The sequence below is a fragment of the Pseudoalteromonas sp. MM1 genome (assembly GCF_030296835.1).
Lineage (GTDB): Bacteria > Pseudomonadota > Gammaproteobacteria > Enterobacterales > Alteromonadaceae > Pseudoalteromonas.
In genome coordinates this window covers 2,037,981-2,055,074 of the sequence record NZ_AP027922.1, presented here as the reverse complement: position 1 = coordinate 2,055,074, position 17,094 = coordinate 2,037,981, and the positions used below count along the sequence as shown (strand labels likewise).

13 protein-coding genes are annotated in these 17,094 nt (G+C 40.2%); 12 read left to right on the top strand and 1 reads right to left on the bottom strand.

Annotated features, from left to right (window positions below):
* Positions 1–79: 79 nt before the first annotated feature.
* On the bottom strand, positions 80–2,413 hold the full coding sequence (locus tag QUE46_RS09325; RefSeq protein WP_286244550.1) for a beta-galactosidase: 2,334 nt from the start codon (positions 2,411–2,413) through the stop codon (positions 80–82).
* Positions 2,414–2,732: 319 nt separating this feature from the next.
* Here QUE46_RS09325 and QUE46_RS09320 point away from each other — a divergent pair, with 319 nt between their 5' ends.
* From QUE46_RS09320 to QUE46_RS09265, 12 genes are all read left to right on the top strand, one after another.
* On the top strand, positions 2,733–4,328 hold the full coding sequence (locus QUE46_RS09320; RefSeq protein WP_286244549.1) for an MFS transporter: 1,596 nt from the start codon (positions 2,733–2,735) through the stop codon (positions 4,326–4,328).
* Positions 4,325–5,263, top strand: coding sequence for a sugar kinase (locus QUE46_RS09315; protein WP_286244548.1), 939 nt, complete (start codon positions 4,325–4,327; stop codon positions 5,261–5,263). Before QUE46_RS09320 ends, QUE46_RS09315 begins: the two co-directional genes overlap by 4 nt.
* A 9-nt stretch (positions 5,264–5,272) precedes the next feature.
* Positions 5,273–6,361, top strand: coding sequence for a family 43 glycosylhydrolase (locus QUE46_RS09310; RefSeq protein ID WP_286244547.1), 1,089 nt, complete (start codon positions 5,273–5,275; stop codon positions 6,359–6,361).
* A gap of 11 nt (positions 6,362–6,372) precedes the next feature.
* Positions 6,373–7,428: a UDP-glucose--hexose-1-phosphate uridylyltransferase gene (locus tag QUE46_RS09305; protein ID WP_286244546.1), complete on the top strand. Its 1,056-nt coding sequence runs from the start codon at positions 6,373–6,375 to the stop codon at positions 7,426–7,428.
* The gene (gene galK / locus QUE46_RS09300; protein ID WP_286244545.1) at positions 7,425–8,579 is read left to right on the top strand and encodes a galactokinase; all 1,155 of its coding nucleotides are present in this window, start codon (positions 7,425–7,427) and stop codon (positions 8,577–8,579) included. The genes QUE46_RS09305 and galK overlap by 4 nt, the downstream gene beginning before the upstream one ends.
* 10 nt (positions 8,580–8,589) lie before the next feature.
* Entirely contained in the window at positions 8,590–9,618 is a 1,029-nt protein-coding gene (gene galE / locus QUE46_RS09295) for a UDP-glucose 4-epimerase GalE (protein ID WP_286244544.1), read from the top strand.
* A 65-nt stretch (positions 9,619–9,683) separates the two neighbouring features.
* Positions 9,684–9,830 carry a hypothetical protein gene (locus QUE46_RS09290; protein ID WP_286244543.1) on the top strand — a complete coding sequence of 49 codons (147 nt, stop codon included), beginning with the start codon at positions 9,684–9,686 and terminating at the stop codon, positions 9,828–9,830.
* Between the two features lie 393 nt (positions 9,831–10,223).
* The gene (locus QUE46_RS09285; RefSeq protein ID WP_286244542.1) at positions 10,224–10,616 is read left to right on the top strand and encodes a hypothetical protein; all 393 of its coding nucleotides are present in this window, start codon (positions 10,224–10,226) and stop codon (positions 10,614–10,616) included.
* A 61-nt stretch (positions 10,617–10,677) separates the two neighbouring features.
* Positions 10,678–11,034: a hypothetical protein gene (locus QUE46_RS09280; protein ID WP_286244541.1), complete on the top strand. Its 357-nt coding sequence runs from the start codon at positions 10,678–10,680 to the stop codon at positions 11,032–11,034.
* A gap of 78 nt (positions 11,035–11,112) precedes the next feature.
* Positions 11,113–11,325, top strand: a complete 213-nt coding sequence (locus QUE46_RS09275; RefSeq protein WP_286244540.1) for a hypothetical protein — start codon at positions 11,113–11,115, stop codon at positions 11,323–11,325.
* Positions 11,326–12,188: 863 nt separating this feature from the next.
* Positions 12,189–15,656, top strand: a complete 3,468-nt coding sequence (locus QUE46_RS09270) for a TonB-dependent receptor (RefSeq protein WP_286244539.1) — start codon at positions 12,189–12,191, stop codon at positions 15,654–15,656.
* 159 nt (positions 15,657–15,815) lie between these two features.
* Positions 15,816–17,090 carry a family 16 glycosylhydrolase gene (locus QUE46_RS09265; RefSeq protein ID WP_286244538.1) on the top strand — a complete coding sequence of 425 codons (1,275 nt, stop codon included), beginning with the start codon at positions 15,816–15,818 and terminating at the stop codon, positions 17,088–17,090.
* Positions 17,091–17,094 lie beyond the last annotated feature (4 nt).

The window sequence follows — 17,094 nt, the reverse complement described above, 5'->3', positions numbered from 1 at the left end:
TGTTTTTCTTTACTTAGTGTATATAAAAAAAAGCGAATGGTCTATTGTCAACACATTACAATAGACCACTATTTAAGCTTTATTCCTTAAATCGTCGCTCGTACATTTCATTATTCACAGTTTTTGCTGCTTCAACCATTTCAGTATAAGGACGATCTGTGACTGTAATGAAACCAACGTTATAGTTCTCTCCATCATAAGCACGGCCAGTAATAGGCGAGTCTATGTATTGGAACCAATGAGCGCCTATAAAGTATGGGTTGTCAAAGACTGAACGCATATAGTCAGTGTACATTTTTGCGCGGTCTTGTTGATCAGCGGCATGAATAAGCCCTGGGTGGAACAAGCCAGAATCTAATGCGCCAACATGGAATTCACCAATAATAGTCGGCTTATCAAATTCACTTAAGAATTCCCACTTTTTAGGCTTGATGCCTTCTTTGTATGCATTAAAACTGATCACGTCAACATGCTTTGCTGATGCTCTAACGACTTCAATTGGCATGCCCCAATCAGGAAAACGCGCGCCTAAATACAAGTGATTAGGTAAATGTTTATCCATTGCCGCATCAACTACACTAAAGTATTTGTCGGCGTAGGCGGTTAACATGATTGAAAAGTCAGCAAGTTGATCGTTGTTTTTAACATCTACTTTTACGCCTTTATCAAACTCCTCCCATGAGGCTAAATTTAAATGCCACACTTGATTGAGTTGATTAATATCAGTGTATTTTTGCTTCATTAAGCGAGAAAACTCAGCTTTTGTCGGCACTGTTGCTGCGTCTCTGTCCAGCGTGTTGATCACAATCCCATAATGGCTCTGTACAGAGTCAGGGCGGCCAAAGCTTTTTTCGTTATCAATAAACACGCCTACTGCCCAAGGTGAGTTTTTAACCTCTTTTGCGACGTTCTCTACGGTAATATCTGCACGCTCTGCAAAATGGGGGTCAAATACGTCAGGCATTGCTCCCCAAAAATCATTACCACTTGAAACGGTTTTAAAGTCACCGATGATCCAGCCATTAGCAAAGTAGGGCACTTGTTGATTATCGTAGTAACTTGGATCTGTCCAGTTACCTAGCGAGGTAAAGCCCCACGTTATCATGCGTTGCAGAGTAACTTCGCGCCACTTTTGCATAAAGTCGCTATTATTTTGGCCGTATTTACGTTCAAGGTTGGCAGAATAAAAGCTGTAGGTTTCGCCGTGCGCAAGTGGACCTGAATGAGCGCTTTTACGGTAACCATAGTGCTTACCCATTGGCTCATCATAACTTGGTAACCATTCAAACAAATCTTTACGTACTTGTGATGCGACAAAGCGACTTGGTAGTGCTTCTTTGTTAACTCGGTTTAACCCTTTGGAATCTTCAGGTGTTAAGCCCGATTCATTGGCGCTTTTAAAGAGAGACTGATCAAAGTCATAACCTGTTAATGTAGTTGAGTTGGCAAGACGAATAATATCTAAACCGGTTGCCAAATAAAGGTAACCATCTGGGTCGACTAACGACCATTTACCATTGTGTTTTGCTGTTCTAAAGTAGCCTGTGCCCTCTAGTTTTGGTCCTTGTGCCCAACCACCAAAGCGTGAGCGATCTGCTGGACGCTGTGATAGAAGCTGTTGCGCTTCTTGTTTTTTATCTGCGATTAATTCGGCTTCAGAGTCTATTTTGTAGGCAAAGTCTTGTTTTGCATTTTGGCCAAACTTATCAACAATGTGGGTTAAAAATTCAGTATCGAATTCAGGGTTGCTACGTAAATCGATTGATTTTATCTGTAATGCTTTATCATGTAATGCGCTTTGTACACTCAAAGAAATCTTAGTGATCCCTTTTAGGTTTAAATTCTTTTTGCCCCACATAGAGATAAACTGAGTTTCATCGGATTGCCATGTTGCAGGGTTAGAGCGTAAGCCTGAGGTAAAGTTAAGCTCTACATTTTCTTCTCCATCAGGAGTGGCTAAATCATGGCCATCAAGTTTGGCATAATAAGTATTAAAGCCATCGATAGGTACATTCACTGTGCGGGTATAATTAGCACCATCAATATCTGAGATATCTAAGTAAATTTGTACTGAATGTTGGCCTGGGTTTGCAAGTTCAAAGGCAATATTGAAATTTTTAAATTGGCTCCAATCCCATGGGGTATCAGGAGTAAAGGTGACTCCTGAATAAAGGTTTTGCTCTGAATTAAACGCAATATTTAAAATATTATCGTTATTAGTGACCTGAGCACCGCTGGTTTTTATTTTAACCGCCATGTCAGCCGTATGCTGGGCATCATCTAATAAGTGCAACAGGGTCGAGCTGCTTGTTGCTTCAGCTGCCACGGGATCGGACACGCTATTAGTTTGTTGATTACACCCTGTGAGGGCGAGTGCCAGTGCTGTTACTGCCAGATTTTTTTTATATTTCATTATAGTCCAACCTTTTTAACAATTTAACACACCATACACGAAAAAATACAAATTGAAAATTGTTAACAAAGTGCAATTTGTGTGGTTGCCTATTTATATATTTAAGCTATTGATATTAAGAATTTTAAAGATTTTCAGAAATTTTGCTTTCCAGTGTGAAAACAGAGTTTTTTGAAAATATATGTTGCATGCGAGTTAATTATGAAATAACCTCGAATGCATTACCTATGGTTAATTGTTAACAATTTTAAGAGGTTCCTTAATTGTTAATTTTTGAATTAACACACACAATGATAACAACAAAATTGGATAAAGATGTATGAATGGTAGCAACCGTAATGTGTTCTTTTTTGCCTTGATCGTCGCCTTTGGCGGTTTTATCTTTGGCTTAGATGCTGCTTTGATCTCAGGAACGGTTCGTTTTGTTTCTGCTGAGTTTAATTTAACTGATATACAAATAGGCACTGTGGTAAGCGCTCCTGGTTTTGGGGTGTTATTTGCACTGCTGATCACCGGTTATATATGTAATGTGTTTGGTCGTAAGAATACACTTATTGGCATTGCATTCATTTATATTTTTTCTGCTATATCTTCGGTTTTAGCGCCGAGCTATGAAGCGTTGGTCATTGCGCGTTTTATTGGTGGTTTAGCGTTTACCTCTTTATCTGTTGCAGCCATGTATATCGGTGAAGTATCGCCCGCTAAATACCGTGGCAAACTGGTTTCTATGATTCAAATAAATATTGTGGTGGGTTTATCGGCGGCTTATTTTGCTAACTATTTATTAGTTGAGCTATCGCAAAGTAGTTATCAGTGGGTCAGCACCTACGCTATGCAAGAAAATTTATGGCGTTGGATGCTCGGGGTTGAAGTGATTCCGGCTCTACTTTGGTTTTTATTGTTATTTACTATTCCACAAAGCCCGCGTTGGTTGGTGATGAAAGGCAACGAAACTCGAGCAAAAGCGGTACTGTTACGATTAACTAAAAATAGCACGTTGGCCGATGAGCAACTGCAAACTATAAAAACGAGTTTAACCGATTACTCAGACACAGGCAGCTATTTAGCATCTTTTAAACAGCTACTTGATAGCCGCGTTCGTGCTGCGGTGATTATTGCATTAACTATTGCGTTGGTTCAGCAAGTAACCGGCATAAATGCGATAATGTTTTACGCGCCAACAGTATTTGAGCAACTAGGCATAGGCACTGATGCGGCGTTTTTAAACGCAGTGTTAATTGGCTTAGTGAGTATTGTTTTTACTGTTGTGGCGATTTTATTAATAGATAAATTGGGCCGCAGACCTCTTGTCATTGGTGGCTTAGCGACGGCTACCCTTAGTTTATTCATGTGCTATATCGGCTTTAGCCAAGCTGAATATAGTTTATCAGCTCAACATATTGCGGAATTCTCAAGCTTAAATACAGTCAGTGGCTTAGATCAGTTGATTGGTCAGGTATATCACAGTGATGTTGAGTTTAAACAAGCATTAGCCACGGTGTTTTCAGCTTCCCAACTACAAGGGTTTGAAAGTGATTTAATTCAACGTGCCGCAACGATTAATGCGCCGCTTATATCATTTGGTATTGCCGGTTTTATTGCTGCGTTTCACTTTTCAATAGGCCCAATTATGTGGGTGATTTTTTCTGAAATATTCCCAACCCGTATCCGTGGTGTTGCCATTCCAACGTTTGCGTTTATTGCCAGTGTTGTGAGCTATTTAGTACAGCAGTTTTTCCCTTGGCAATTAAATAACTTTGGCGCGGCGAATATCTTTTTGTTCTACAGCATCAGCGGCGTAATTGGCTTTATATTGCTTTATAAAATTATGCCTGAGACAAAAAACAAATCGATAGAAGAAATTGAAGAGCAGTTAGCGGGTGTATCAGCAAAAAAAGCATTGGAGGGCGCGTGAGTACCTTATTAGCCATTGGTGAATGCATGGTTGAACTTGTGCCTAAAAGGGTGAGTGAATGTCAGCAGTCTTTTGCCGGAGATACCTATAACGCATTAGTGTATGCCAAACGTTTTGCAGAGCAGTTAAATTGTGAGCTTTTCAGCGCCGTTGGTGAAGATATTCTAAGCATTAATATGCTTAAAAAGTGGCAGCAAGAAGGGATCAGTAGCAAACAGGTGATCAAAACTCCCGACCATAATGTGGGGATCTATGCCATCTCGACTGATCAGCATGGAGAGCGTAGCTTTGACTATTGGCGTAATCAGTCTGCTGCGAAACACATGATGGAGCTATATGCCAAACAACCGTTTGATTTTGGTTTAGGCAAAAATGACTGGGTATTTTTTAGTGGTATAAGCCTTGCCATTTTAGAGGATGATTCAAAACAACAGTTAGTTGATTTATTAACTAAATTAAAAGCGCAAGGGTGCATTATTGCGTTTGATCCTAATTACCGTGCGCGCATGTGGCAATCGAAAGCGCATGCAATTGAGTGGTTAGAGCGCGCCTACCAAATCAGTGATGTGGTGTTACCTGGGCTTGATGATCACTACACTTTATTCGGCCATACTAATGCGAATGATATTGTTGATTATTGCCAACAGTTTGCAATTGATGAAGTGGTGATTAAAGCCGGTAGTAAAGGCATGCAGGTGTTTTGCCAAAATACCTTAAGTGCGCAATGTGCATTTAACCCCGCACCACAGCAAGTTGATAGCACAGCGGCAGGAGATTCGTTTGCAGGGACCTATCTAGCCGCAAGAATGACTCATCATGAACCACAAATCGCATTACACATGGCTGATAAAGTTGCCTCACAAGTTGTGCAACATCAAGGCGCCATTTTACCTTTTGACGTTTACCAAGCGCTTAAATTAAACAGTGCAAAGTAAGGAATAGACATGTCTGATAATCAACAAAAATTAAGTTTAGCGAGCCGCCGAGCAATCGAAAGGGGCTATGACAGCCGAGGTCCTCAATGGTTAACAGAGTTTGATGTAACACCATTAAAAGGTGATTTTGCTTATCAAGAAGGGGTTATACGCCGTGATCCGTCATCAGTTTTATATATTGAGGGTGTTTACCACTGTTGGTACACCAAAGGCGAAGGCGAAACGTTAGGTTTTAATGCAGATGATCCCGAGGCAAAAGTATTTCCGTGGGATTTAACACAAGTGTGGCACGCTACTTCAAAAGACAGCATTACGTGGCAAGAGCAAGGCGTTGCTATTACACGTGGTAAAGCCGGTGAATATGATGACCGTGCTGTATTTACACCTGAAGTATTTGCTCATCTAGGTAAGTACTATTTGGTTTATCAAACAGTTGAAACACCTTATACCAACCGTCAATATGAGCATATTGCCATTGCTCAAGCCGATTCTCCTTTCGGCCCATGGCACAAGTCAGCTGCGCCAATCGTTAGCCCAAGCAAAGATGGTGTGTGGTCTGGGGATGAAGACAACCGCTTTGCCGTTAGTAAAAAAGGCAGTTTTGATAGCCATAAAGTACACGATCCGTGTTTAGTGTTTTTCCAAAATAAATTTTACTTGTATTACAAAGGTGAAACGCAAGGAGAAGGGATGAACTTTGGCGGGCGTGAAATCAAACATGGTGTTGCAATTGCTGATGACGTAATGGGCCCGTATGTAAAATCAGAGTTTAACCCTATCTCTAACAGTGGTCATGAAGTGGTGGTGTGGAACTTCAGAGGAGGAATTGCCAGCCTGCTGACAACCGATGGCCCTGAAAAAAATACTATTCAATTTGCAAAAGACGGTATTAACTTTGAAATCATGGCACATATTAAAGGCGGGCCTGAAGCCATAGGCTTATACCGCCCAAGCAAAGGCTTTGATGAAAACCCTGCGCCAGGTCTTAGTTGGGGGCTGTGTCATAAATATGATGCTAGTTGGAATTGGAATTATATTTGCCGCTTTACACCGCGTAAACAAGTGCTTGATGCCGGCACATTTCAAAATAGTAATTAAGGCTTAAAGTAATGAATAATCAAAACAGCCAATTTGACCCTACTGAACATCCACATCGCCGATTTAACCCTTTATTAGGGGAATCAGTATTGGTCTCACCGCATAGAGCTAAGCGACCTTGGCAGGGCCAAGAAGAGAGTGTTGATCATGAAATCAAACTCGCCTATGACGAAAACTGTTTTTTATGTAAAGGCAATACTCGGATCAATGGTGAAGTAAATCCTAATTATGAAGGGACGTTTGTTTTTACCAATGACTTTGCTGCACTGCGTGAAGATGTACCTGATGTTGCGTTTGATGATCCACTATTTAGTATGCAAACTGAACGCGGTACTGCACGAGTAATCTGCTTTTCGCCGGATCATTCGAAAACCTTACCTGAATTGTCTTTGGCTGAAATTACCAATGTGGTGGCAACGTGGCAGCAGCAATGTAAAGAGCTATCAAAGACTTACCGCTGGGTACAAGTGTTTGAAAACAAAGGCGCTGTAATGGGTTGCTCTAATCCGCACCCGCATGGCCAAATTTGGGCGCAACACCAGTTACCTAGTTTAGTCGAGCGTAAGCAGCTTAACTTACAACAATACACCCAGCAGCATGGGTCAAATTTATTGCTTGATTATGCCAAACGAGAAGTGGAATTAGAGGAGCGCGTTGTATGTATCAATGATGACTGGCTAGTGGTTGTGCCTTATTGGGCTGCGTGGCCATTTGAAACGCTACTATTACCGCGCTTTGCGATAACTAGAATGACTGATTTAACAACAGCCCAGCAAGAGAGTCTAGCAGAGCTGATTAAACAAATTACGATCAAATACGACAATTTATTTCAATGTTCATTTGCCTATTCAATGGGTTGGCATGGTGCGCCATATGATGACCAAGATGACTCATGTTGGCAATTACACGGCCAGTTCTTCCCGCCACTGTTACGCTCTGCAACTGTTAAAAAGTTTATGGTGGGTTATGAAATGATGGCTGAAGCGCAGCGCGATATAACCCCAGAGCAAGCCGCAACTATATTAAAAAAACAATCACTCACTCATTATAAAGAGAACAAGAAATGAATGTTGAGCATAGCGTACGTTTAGCTTTTATTAATCACTATGGACGCGAAGCAGACTTTACAGTTAAAGCTCCTGGACGCGTCAATTTAATTGGTGAACACACAGATTATAATGACGGGTTTGTACTACCTTGCGCTATTGAATACGCCACTTTTATTGCGGTGTCGGCGCGAGATGACGATAAAGTAAATGTACTTGCACTAGATTGTAATAATCAAACTGATTCGTTTTTTATTAATACTGAGCTTAATAGCCACAGCACTCAAACGTGGAGTAACTACGTGCGCGGTGTAGTAAATGAATTACAACAATGTGGCTATACACTAAGTGGTTGCGATATCTGTATTAGCGGTAATGTGCCCCAGGGCGCAGGCCTTAGTTCTTCAGCCTCCCTTGAGGTAGGTATTGCCTATGCGTTTAATCATTTATGTGATTTATCTATTGAGCGAAAAGAGATAGCCAAAATTGCGCAAGCTGCAGAGAACAATTTTGTGGGCTGCAACTGTGGAATTATGGATCAGCTTATATCAGCATGTGGACAAGAAGGACAAGCATTGGGTATAGATTGCCGCTCACTTGATTTAATTGAGGTGAGTATTGACCCAAAGATGACAATTTTAATGGTTAACTCAAACGTTAAACGTGGCTTGCTAGATAGTGAATACAATTTACGCCGAGAACAATGTTATGCAGGAGCAGAAGCTTTGTCCAAACCAAGCTTGCGCGAAGTCAGCATTGATGAGTACGAAAGTAAAAAGCATACCCTTGATCCAAATGTAGCTAAACGTGTTGAACATATAGTGTATGAAAATGCGCGAACATTAGAAGCCATGCAAGCCTTTAGTAATAACGATGTAACCAAACTAAGCACACTAATGGCACAAAGCCATGCCTCTATGCGTGATTTGTTCGAAATAACCACCTCCCAAATCGACACTCTTGTGAATATTATCGCAAAAGTAATTAATGAACACGGCGGGGTAAGAATGACGGGCGGTGGCTTTGGTGGTTGTGTAGTGGCGTTTGTTCCTAATTATTTGGTAGAGAATGTAATTAGTGCTATTGAAACGCAGTACGAGCAACAAACAGGATTAAAAGAAACGATTTACACAAGCGTACCTTCAGCTGGTGTATCACTCATAAGAGCATAAGGACAATCTAATGAAAAAAGTACTGGTAACAGGAGGCGCGGGCTATATTGGCAGCCACACTGTTTTAAGCTTATTAAAAGATGGTTTTGACGTAGTAGTAATAGACGATTTAAGTAACTCGAGTCGCGAATCGCTAACTCGCGTAGAAGCGTTATCAAAGCGAAAAGTTGAATTTATTCACGCCAGTTTACTCGATACTGACAAGTTATCTGCCACGTTTTGCGAGCACAAGTTTGATTCCGTTATTCACTTTGCAGGCTTAAAAGCGGTTGGCGAATCAATAAAAAAACCACTTGAATATTACTATACCAACTTGGTATCTACCTTAAACTTATGTCAGTGCATGCTTAAATTTAACGTTAATAAGCTAGTTTTTAGCTCTTCAGCTACGGTTTATGGTCAAGGGGCTTCAGTCCCGTATACCGAAGATTTACCGCTTGGACGCGCAGCAAGCCCATATGGGCAAACCAAAGTAATGATCGAACAAATATTGCAAGAAATCGTTGCCTCGAACACAGCTCTACAAGTGGCAAGTCTACGATATTTTAATCCTATAGGTGCAGATATTAGTGGCCAAATAGGAGAAGACCCATTAGGTATTCCTAACAACTTAATGCCTTTTATTGCTCAGGTAGCTGTAGGTAAACGTGACAAACTCGCTATTTTTGGTGGTGATTACCCTACAGAAGATGGCACGTGTGAGCGTGACTATATACATGTGAGCGACTTAGCCGAAGGACATATAAAAGCGCTTGTATGGCTAGGTGAGCAAAAGCATAGCCTTTATGAGGCATTTAACTTAGGTACAGGCGCGCCTTATTCTGTGCTTGACATAGTAAAAGCATTTATTCGCCATACGGGGGTTGATATTAAGTTTAACATAGTCAAAAGACGCGATGGCGACCTTGCCGCGTTTTGGGCTGACTCTACGAAAGCGAAGACTGTTTTAGGTTGGCACTGCAACTATACTCTCGAAGATATGATGAAAGATACATGGCGTTGGCAAAGCAATAATCCTAATGGCTATTTAGGTGTATAACTCCCTTTTGTATAAACACTTTTTATACAACGCAGTTTAACTCACACAATATTACAGGTGATTAAATGAAGGGGAGAAGTTTTTTAAAACTCAGTGCCGGCTTAATTGGCTCAAGTATGTTAAGTGGTTGTGCAGGGTTATTTGCCTCTTACAGAGGGGATTTAGCATCAACAGCACCTATAGATAACAACATGCTGAGTAAGTATGGCTAGGAGCGCACTTTTGGGGAAACAGACTTCAAAATTGGCAGTGCGAAGGAAATGATCTCAAATGTATACGAGAAGGTAAAAGCTTTGAAGTACGCACCGTCTCGTTATTAACTAGGCAGCTCAATAGCTCTTTACAAAGCGCTTGCCTAAAAACTACCGTACGTAATTTAACCCCGGGTGAAAATGGGCTCTGTTGATTTTTACTTGGTGTTGGCAAAGGGGAGTTAACCGCGAAAGGAGCTGCGTAGGCTCAGCGAGCGGGAGGAGTTAATGGCGAGATAATTGCAGCATTTGAAAGTAGTGGTAAGCTTTCGTTTCGACGCTTTGATGATGAAAATAAGCCCCTTAAATTTGAAACAATTAATAGAGACCTGCTCACCTTAAAGCAGTATCAAGATGGAAAAAATAACGCTTGATTGCCATATAGATCCCATAGAAAGTGAGTATTTTGATATACGTTTAGTGGCTACTGATGCAGTGAGTGGTCAAGAGCTGGGTTTTGCTTTACTTCACAAAGTACCAAGCGAGCAATTACAAGGCGGCATTTCTTTATTAAGCTCGTCTGAATCACTAGGAGAAGGCGCGCGTTGGGGTTTTAGTGAGATTCAAACTGGTGGAGCAAAAAAAACTAAAAATATTAGTAATACATTAGAGCCCGTTGTAGGTTACATGTATACAGTAAATAAGGAGGTACTAAAGTTAACGTGCCAATTAATGCCGCTTGATACACAGGCTTTGTCAGCCGTAAGCTTAGAATATAAAATGCAAGGTGATAAAATTGGCGATTAGCTGCCAATGCAAAGAATGAAGATGGCAACATAGCCGCTTTAGAGTCACTGGCTGGGATTATTTGCACACTCACATATACCGTATAGTTGGCCCAAATAATTCGCGCGATAGTTTATACCTAGGCACCGTGGCGAAGGAGCCACAAAATAGTAAAGAGTTTGCTATTGCACTGTATTCTTGCATTATTCCTACATCGAAAAGCCTCGATAATACCTATTACACTAAGCTTATCGCCACAGAGCGAGAACCTGGACGCTACACTAAAGACAATATTTTATTTCCCCATACTGAACTGATAGAAAATACTACTTATCATAATCCTGATATGTATGTTTTTTGTGGTGACCGATACTATGAAACTTTCCCAACTCAGTATGCCCGCCACACACCTGATGCCAAGCTAGATACCCTATATTAATGGTATTTCCGGTATTGGGCATTTGCCGACAGCATAGAAAACAAACCAAGCATCATCCTTGCTGATGACCATGACGTATTGCAAGGTAACTTGTGGGGAGATGGTGGCTTTAAGTGGGATAAAGATTTGATCAGAATGGTTTATCGCATTCAACATGGGCATAACCCTGATCCGTACGACCCTAAACCAATTAAATATGGCATTCCAGTGGCTTACGCCACATATGAATATGGTGGAATTAGTTTTGCCATTGTAGAGGATCGTAAATTTAAATCTCCACCGGGTTATTAAGCAGACAAACTTGCAACAACGGGTGAACTATTAGGTCAACGCCAAGAGGAATTTTTAAAAGCTTGGCAAAGCATGCACCCTGGTAAACCTAAATTTTATTACAGCATCAATATGGGGGTCACCACAGACAGATGAAAAAGGGGATGTACTCACTGACTTTGATTCAAATGGTTACCCAGCGGATGGCAGAACGCGGGCAGTTAAGTTGGTCAGTGAAGCCAATGCATTGGTTATTGCCGGTGATCGGTATATGGGCTTGTTAGCTTATCAGGAATTGAGGATTACGATGATGGTAGTTTATTTTTTTGCCTTTCCTGCCAGTGCCGCATTTTGGCAACGTTAGTTTGAGCCTAAAGCAGATTTCTCTAATCAACGCAATAACGATAGAAATACGGGAAAATTTATTGATACTTTTGGTAATAAAATGCGTGTATTAGCGGTGGCAAATCCAAAAATTAGCCACCAAGAGTTTGCTAAACAAAATAACAGCTGGGGCAAATTCTTGGCCGACCGAAAGCTCAAAAGTGAAGGCTATGACATATCAAGGTTAATCACCAGCAGCACTATCAATTAGAGTATTTGGAGTGGCGCACCAACCCTGCAACAGGTAAACAATTTTCAGGTTGGCCTTATGTTAAAAAATCTAACAAATAATTTAAGTGGCTTTTTAAAAGAATATTGAATCTATTTTATTTAGCAAAACGGTGATAACGAGTGCGAAGCAAGCATGAAAACGGTTTTGCTTTTTTAATTAATCTTATATTGTTAACAAAATACAGTTGACAATGAATTGCCGTTCATACTATGTTTACAAGATAACAATTTGACAACATAATAAAACCTTCAACAGGAAACACACACAGATGACGACGATTAAGAAGACATTTAAACTCAGCGCATTGACAGCAGCGCTATTTGCTTCGAATTTGATTTATGCACAACAACAAGAAGATGAAAAAACAAAAGCTGAAGATGATATTGAAATTATTGAAGTAAGTGGCTTAGCGGCAAGTGTAAAAAAATCAATTAATGATAAACGTTTTGCTGAAAACGTAGTTGATTCAATTAACGCTGAGGATATTGGTAAATCGACAGACCAAAACATTGCCGATGCACTCTCACGTGTAACGGGTGTGTCAGTGCAGACAGTTGACGGTGAAGGTGCGCGAGTGACTGTACGTGGTGCGAATTCACAACAAAATAATATCAGTATGAATGGTGTTCAGCTTGGCTCAACAGGTTATAGCCAAGGTGTCGATTTATCACAGTATTCTTCAGATATCTTATCTAAAATCGAAGTTGTAAAAACTCCAAGTGCAGATCATGAAGAAGGGGCGTTAGGTGCAAATATTAACCTAACTACCACTAAGCCACTTGATTTAAATTATGAAATAAACACCATGACACTTGAAGGCCGTTACAACGACCTATCAGAAGAAGATAATTATAAAGTGTCGGGCACTTTTTCTCGTAAGTTTTTTGATGATACGTTTGGTGTGGTTGTTACAGCCGTTAAAGAAACCAATGCTTATCGTAAAGATCAATACTCAGCAATAGATTGGTTTGCGACAGAGTCTCCTCTTGCTACCGATACCAACGGTAATATTGTTGAAAATGTTGTGGGGATAGCACCTCAAACGACTCAATATCAATATCATGAAAGTGAAAATGATAGAACCAATTTTAATATCGGTTTGCAGTGGATTGCATCAGAAAAAACTGAGTTCAATTTTAATGCGATTTTAGGCAAGCAAGATATAAATAACTCTATGCATGGCATTAATACTCGCTCTAATCAATATGGAAACTTAGTGGAAGGTGTTGACCCTGGTTTAGGTGGGACAGGACCTGCCTTATTTACAGATCCCGAAGCAGATTGGCGTACCATTGATTTAGAAACCAATACATTCACTAAGTTTGTAAATCGCTTTGGCAATGGTGGGTTGGTACAATCTGAAGGTGATTTTGAAAATAAAAATCAAATACTTTCATTGGATATGAATCATAGTTTTACTGATTCCTTTGCAATGGAAGCAGGTGTTGGTTACTCTAAAACTGAGCAAATCCCCAATAACTCTGTGTATGTGGCATTACAAAATTTTGGCAATATTAATGCGTGGATAATAAATAACGTACCGCCAGAAGATATAGAGCCTGTGGGCTATGATTGTACCAGTAGCTCGGTATGTACGTTAGTTTCAGGTGAGGGTTTAATTGATTATGGCCCAAATGATAACTTTGGTGATCCGCTAAATGTGTGGGATAACTATAGTACTACAGGTTTTAATGCTGATGAGTTAAGAGCCCAGCACCTTTCATATATGAGCCGTACATTAAATGAAGTTGAAGATACACAAAAATCATTATTTGTAGACTTTGATTATGTTTTAGACTCAGATAACTTTCGTTCTATAGAGTTTGGTGCTAAGTGGTCTAATCGTACTAAGTATGTTGATGCACAAGTAGGTTCATTTAGCACTGTTGGTGAGGGTGTCGTAGTATTGAATCCTTACACTGGTAATCCTGCAGTACTGGGAAGCGGTCTGCGTGATATTACCGGAGAAATGGTCACCGATGGTGAAGAGTTCCCAGTTGATGACTTTATGGCAGGTCTTGGTTATGGTCGTGATAGCATTACAGATGGCTGGAACCGTTTCTCTGCATTTAAGGCATTTGAAGTTGCTCAAGGTAGTAGCGAAGTCGCATTTAATACCGATGATTCAAATACCCGTAACACAGAATTAGATAATTTAGCGCTCTATACAAAGCTAAACTTTGAGTTAATGGACGGCAAGATCACTGGTGATGTGGGTGTTCGCTATGTGAGAACTGAAGTTGAAGTGCAAGGTGCTTCAGGTGTGCAATTTGCGTTTGACCCGTCAAATGCTGCTCGCTTAATGGATCCATTTAAATTAGCTGAGTTACGTGATACCAGCCTACCTGAATGTGCACCTATTTTATTTTACGGCACAGACTACAATGCTGAATCTCGCTGGTCACGTGTCGATGGTTTAGGCTACGATACCAAGGGCACAAATGATTTAACCGATGACGTTGCGTTACCTGATCAAGGCCCGTGTCATGATCCTAATGCAATACAAGGCAACCCAAATGAGACAGAATGGTGGTTATGGCGTCACTCTGATGTTTCAACAGAGAAAAACTATGTGTATGGTGAACGTAAGTTTGATGAAAATGGTAACTTATTGCCAACTGAAGACCGAAGTTTACGTTCTTTCAGTGTAACTGATGAGCATGAATATGACGTATTCCTACCGAGTTTAAATCTAAATTATTTGTATGACGAAGATACCATTATTCGTTTTGCGGCTTCTAAGACCATGGCGCGTCCGCAAATAGATTCTCTTCGCCCTGGTTTTAAAGTAAAAGAAACACAATGGGGGGGTGATAATCGTAATAACACTATTACACTTACCAACCCTAAATTAGATCCACTTGAATCATTTAACCTTGATTTATCTTATGAGTGGTACTTTAACAAGTCAGGTTTGTTAGCTGCTACGTTATTTTACAAAGAGATGACTAACTTTGAAGAGTCAGAAACCATTGTGACTTACATGGATGATTTACGAGATGTAGGTTTAACAGAAGGCGAAACCTATGATCCAAACGATCTCGTTCTGATTGCCGGTCAAGATAGTTTAGAAGGCTGTATGCCTAAACGTTTTCAAGGTAGTACAGATTATCAAGAAGATTGGATGTACTCAGGCGATTTAGAACAAATGTGTGCCAAATTTAATACTACCCGTATTAAAAATGGTAAAGGTGCGTCTATCAAAGGTCTAGAGCTACAATACATGCAAACCTACGACAACCTACCAGGTATTTGGTCTGGTTTAGGTTTACAAGCTAACTACACTTATCAAGATAGCGAATATGAGCAAGAAGTTTCTTCTATCGATAGTAACGTTAAAGTGCCTTCACTTGCTGTTGCTTATACACCTGAACACAGCTACAACTTAACGGGTTTCTGGGAGAAAAATGGTCACCAATTACGTCTATCTTATCAAGGGACTACAGATCAGTTAGTACAACGTTCTTGGGAGAATGGTTCGCTTTGGGAAGAAGGTCGTCAAACACTTGATTTCTCAGCTACTTATCAAGTTTCAGATATGATTTCAGTGTCTTTCCAAGTCGCTAACTTAACAGATGAAGGAGTTCGTCAGTACTTCACTAGTCGATTTTTAGCAGCGGGCGGTGTCACTTTTGATGAAGGTAGCCCACTTGAAGGCGAAGCAACTAAGTCACGTACGGTTTATCAATATCATACCGGACGTACATTTAGACTTAATACCCGTATTAATTTCTAAACTTCTTATCCAATAAAACGCAAAGCCCGCAGCATCGCTGCGGGCTTTTTTATTTTCATGAAAATAAAATAATTTGTGTCACTTTTCATTCTCAAGACAATACCTAGCATACGACAAAATTTATAACTCGTTCGATAAAACAACAAGAAAGGTTAAAATATGTTTAAAGTATTTTCTAAATGTACCCTCGCAGCATTAGTCGTCACATCGTCTTGTGTTAGTGCTGAGCAAACTCGCAAACTTGACTCATCAATATGGCAATTACAATGGAGTGATGAATTTACTTATGCTGATTCAGAATTAGATAAAAATTGGATTTCGCAAAATGGGCCGACAGAAAACCCGTGGGTGCTAAGCAGTCGTTGGCGTGATAATGCACAAGTTAAAGACGGTGTACTGCATTTAATAGCGAAAAAAGAATCACGTGGTGGTCAAGAGTGGACGACCGGTAATGTATGGTCAAAACGTTCATTTCATTACGGCTATTTTGAAGCTCGTTTTAAATATGCTGGCGCTTATGGTACGAATAACTCATTTTGGTTTTGGCCAAAACAAGGTGTGAAAGGTGATTTAAAGGCATGCGAGATTGATGTTAATGAAGGCCATTTCCCGAATATCATAAATACCAACGTACATAATTGGACTGATACCTATACTTTACCAAATGGGCGTGTAGCACACAGTGATAAACAATTACACCATACGTTAATCGGTAAACCTGATCATACTCTGGTGTTTAAGAAACCAATTAAGAGCAAAAAAATTCGTTTAACATCGAATAACCCTGCTTCTATTCATATTTCTGAATTTAGAGTGTTCCCCCCCAGCGCTAGCTACCCAAATGCATTTGATGTTGAGCAAGTAAACAGCGCAAATAATTTAGCGCAAGTCGATAATGTGACAATAAAAACAAACGGCTTATTTAATAAATTGATGTCGGAGGAGTCTTTTGCAATCGATGGCAACCCACAAACCCGTTGGGTGTCTAAAAAACATGGTGAAAAATTTTTACAACTTAGTTGGGATGAGCCACAGGAAATTGGCGCTGTGCAATTTATAAATGGTTGGCTGCAAGAGCATGGCGTTGATAAAGGTGCTTATCGCAACTTAATTTCTGATTACAGCATTGAGTATCACGATGGTAATAATTGGCAAAAAATTACCTCATATAATGCTGCAGACGTCGCTGATTTTTCAAAAGATTTCCATACTTATGGGATTGAGTGGGATAAAGACTACTTTAACTTTTATTTTGATGGCGAGCTTTACTACACCATGAGAAATGATGTCTGTTTTAGTGAAACAACGATGTTATTTAGTTTAGCTATTTTAAAAGCAGCCATAGCCGGTCCTGTTAGCGATGATATTGATGGTACTAGCATGGCGATAGATTGGGTTAGATACTACACCCGAAAAGAAAATAGCGAGCACTAAGAAC

Bases quoted from the DNA above. Each gene is read 5' to 3' on its own strand.
- QUE46_RS09325 (WP_286244550.1), bottom strand. From the start codon at position 2,413: ATGAAATATAAAAAAAATCTGGCAGTAACAGCACTGGCACTCGCCCTC.
- QUE46_RS09320 (WP_286244549.1), top strand. From the start codon at position 2,733: ATGAATGGTAGCAACCGTAATGTGTTCTTTTTTGCCTTGATCGTCGCC.
- QUE46_RS09310 (WP_286244547.1), top strand. From the start codon at position 5,273: ATGTCTGATAATCAACAAAAATTAAGTTTAGCGAGCCGCCGAGCAATC.
- QUE46_RS09305 (WP_286244546.1), top strand. From the start codon at position 6,373: ATGAATAATCAAAACAGCCAATTTGACCCTACTGAACATCCACATCGC.
- galK (WP_286244545.1), top strand. From the start codon at position 7,425: ATGAATGTTGAGCATAGCGTACGTTTAGCTTTTATTAATCACTATGGA.
- galE (WP_286244544.1), top strand. From the start codon at position 8,590: ATGAAAAAAGTACTGGTAACAGGAGGCGCGGGCTATATTGGCAGCCAC.
- QUE46_RS09290 (WP_286244543.1), top strand. From the start codon at position 9,684: ATGAAGGGGAGAAGTTTTTTAAAACTCAGTGCCGGCTTAATTGGCTCA.
- QUE46_RS09285 (WP_286244542.1), top strand. From the start codon at position 10,224: ATGGAAAAAATAACGCTTGATTGCCATATAGATCCCATAGAAAGTGAG.
- QUE46_RS09270 (WP_286244539.1), top strand. From the start codon at position 12,189: ATGACGACGATTAAGAAGACATTTAAACTCAGCGCATTGACAGCAGCG.
- QUE46_RS09265 (WP_286244538.1), top strand. From the start codon at position 15,816: ATGTTTAAAGTATTTTCTAAATGTACCCTCGCAGCATTAGTCGTCACA.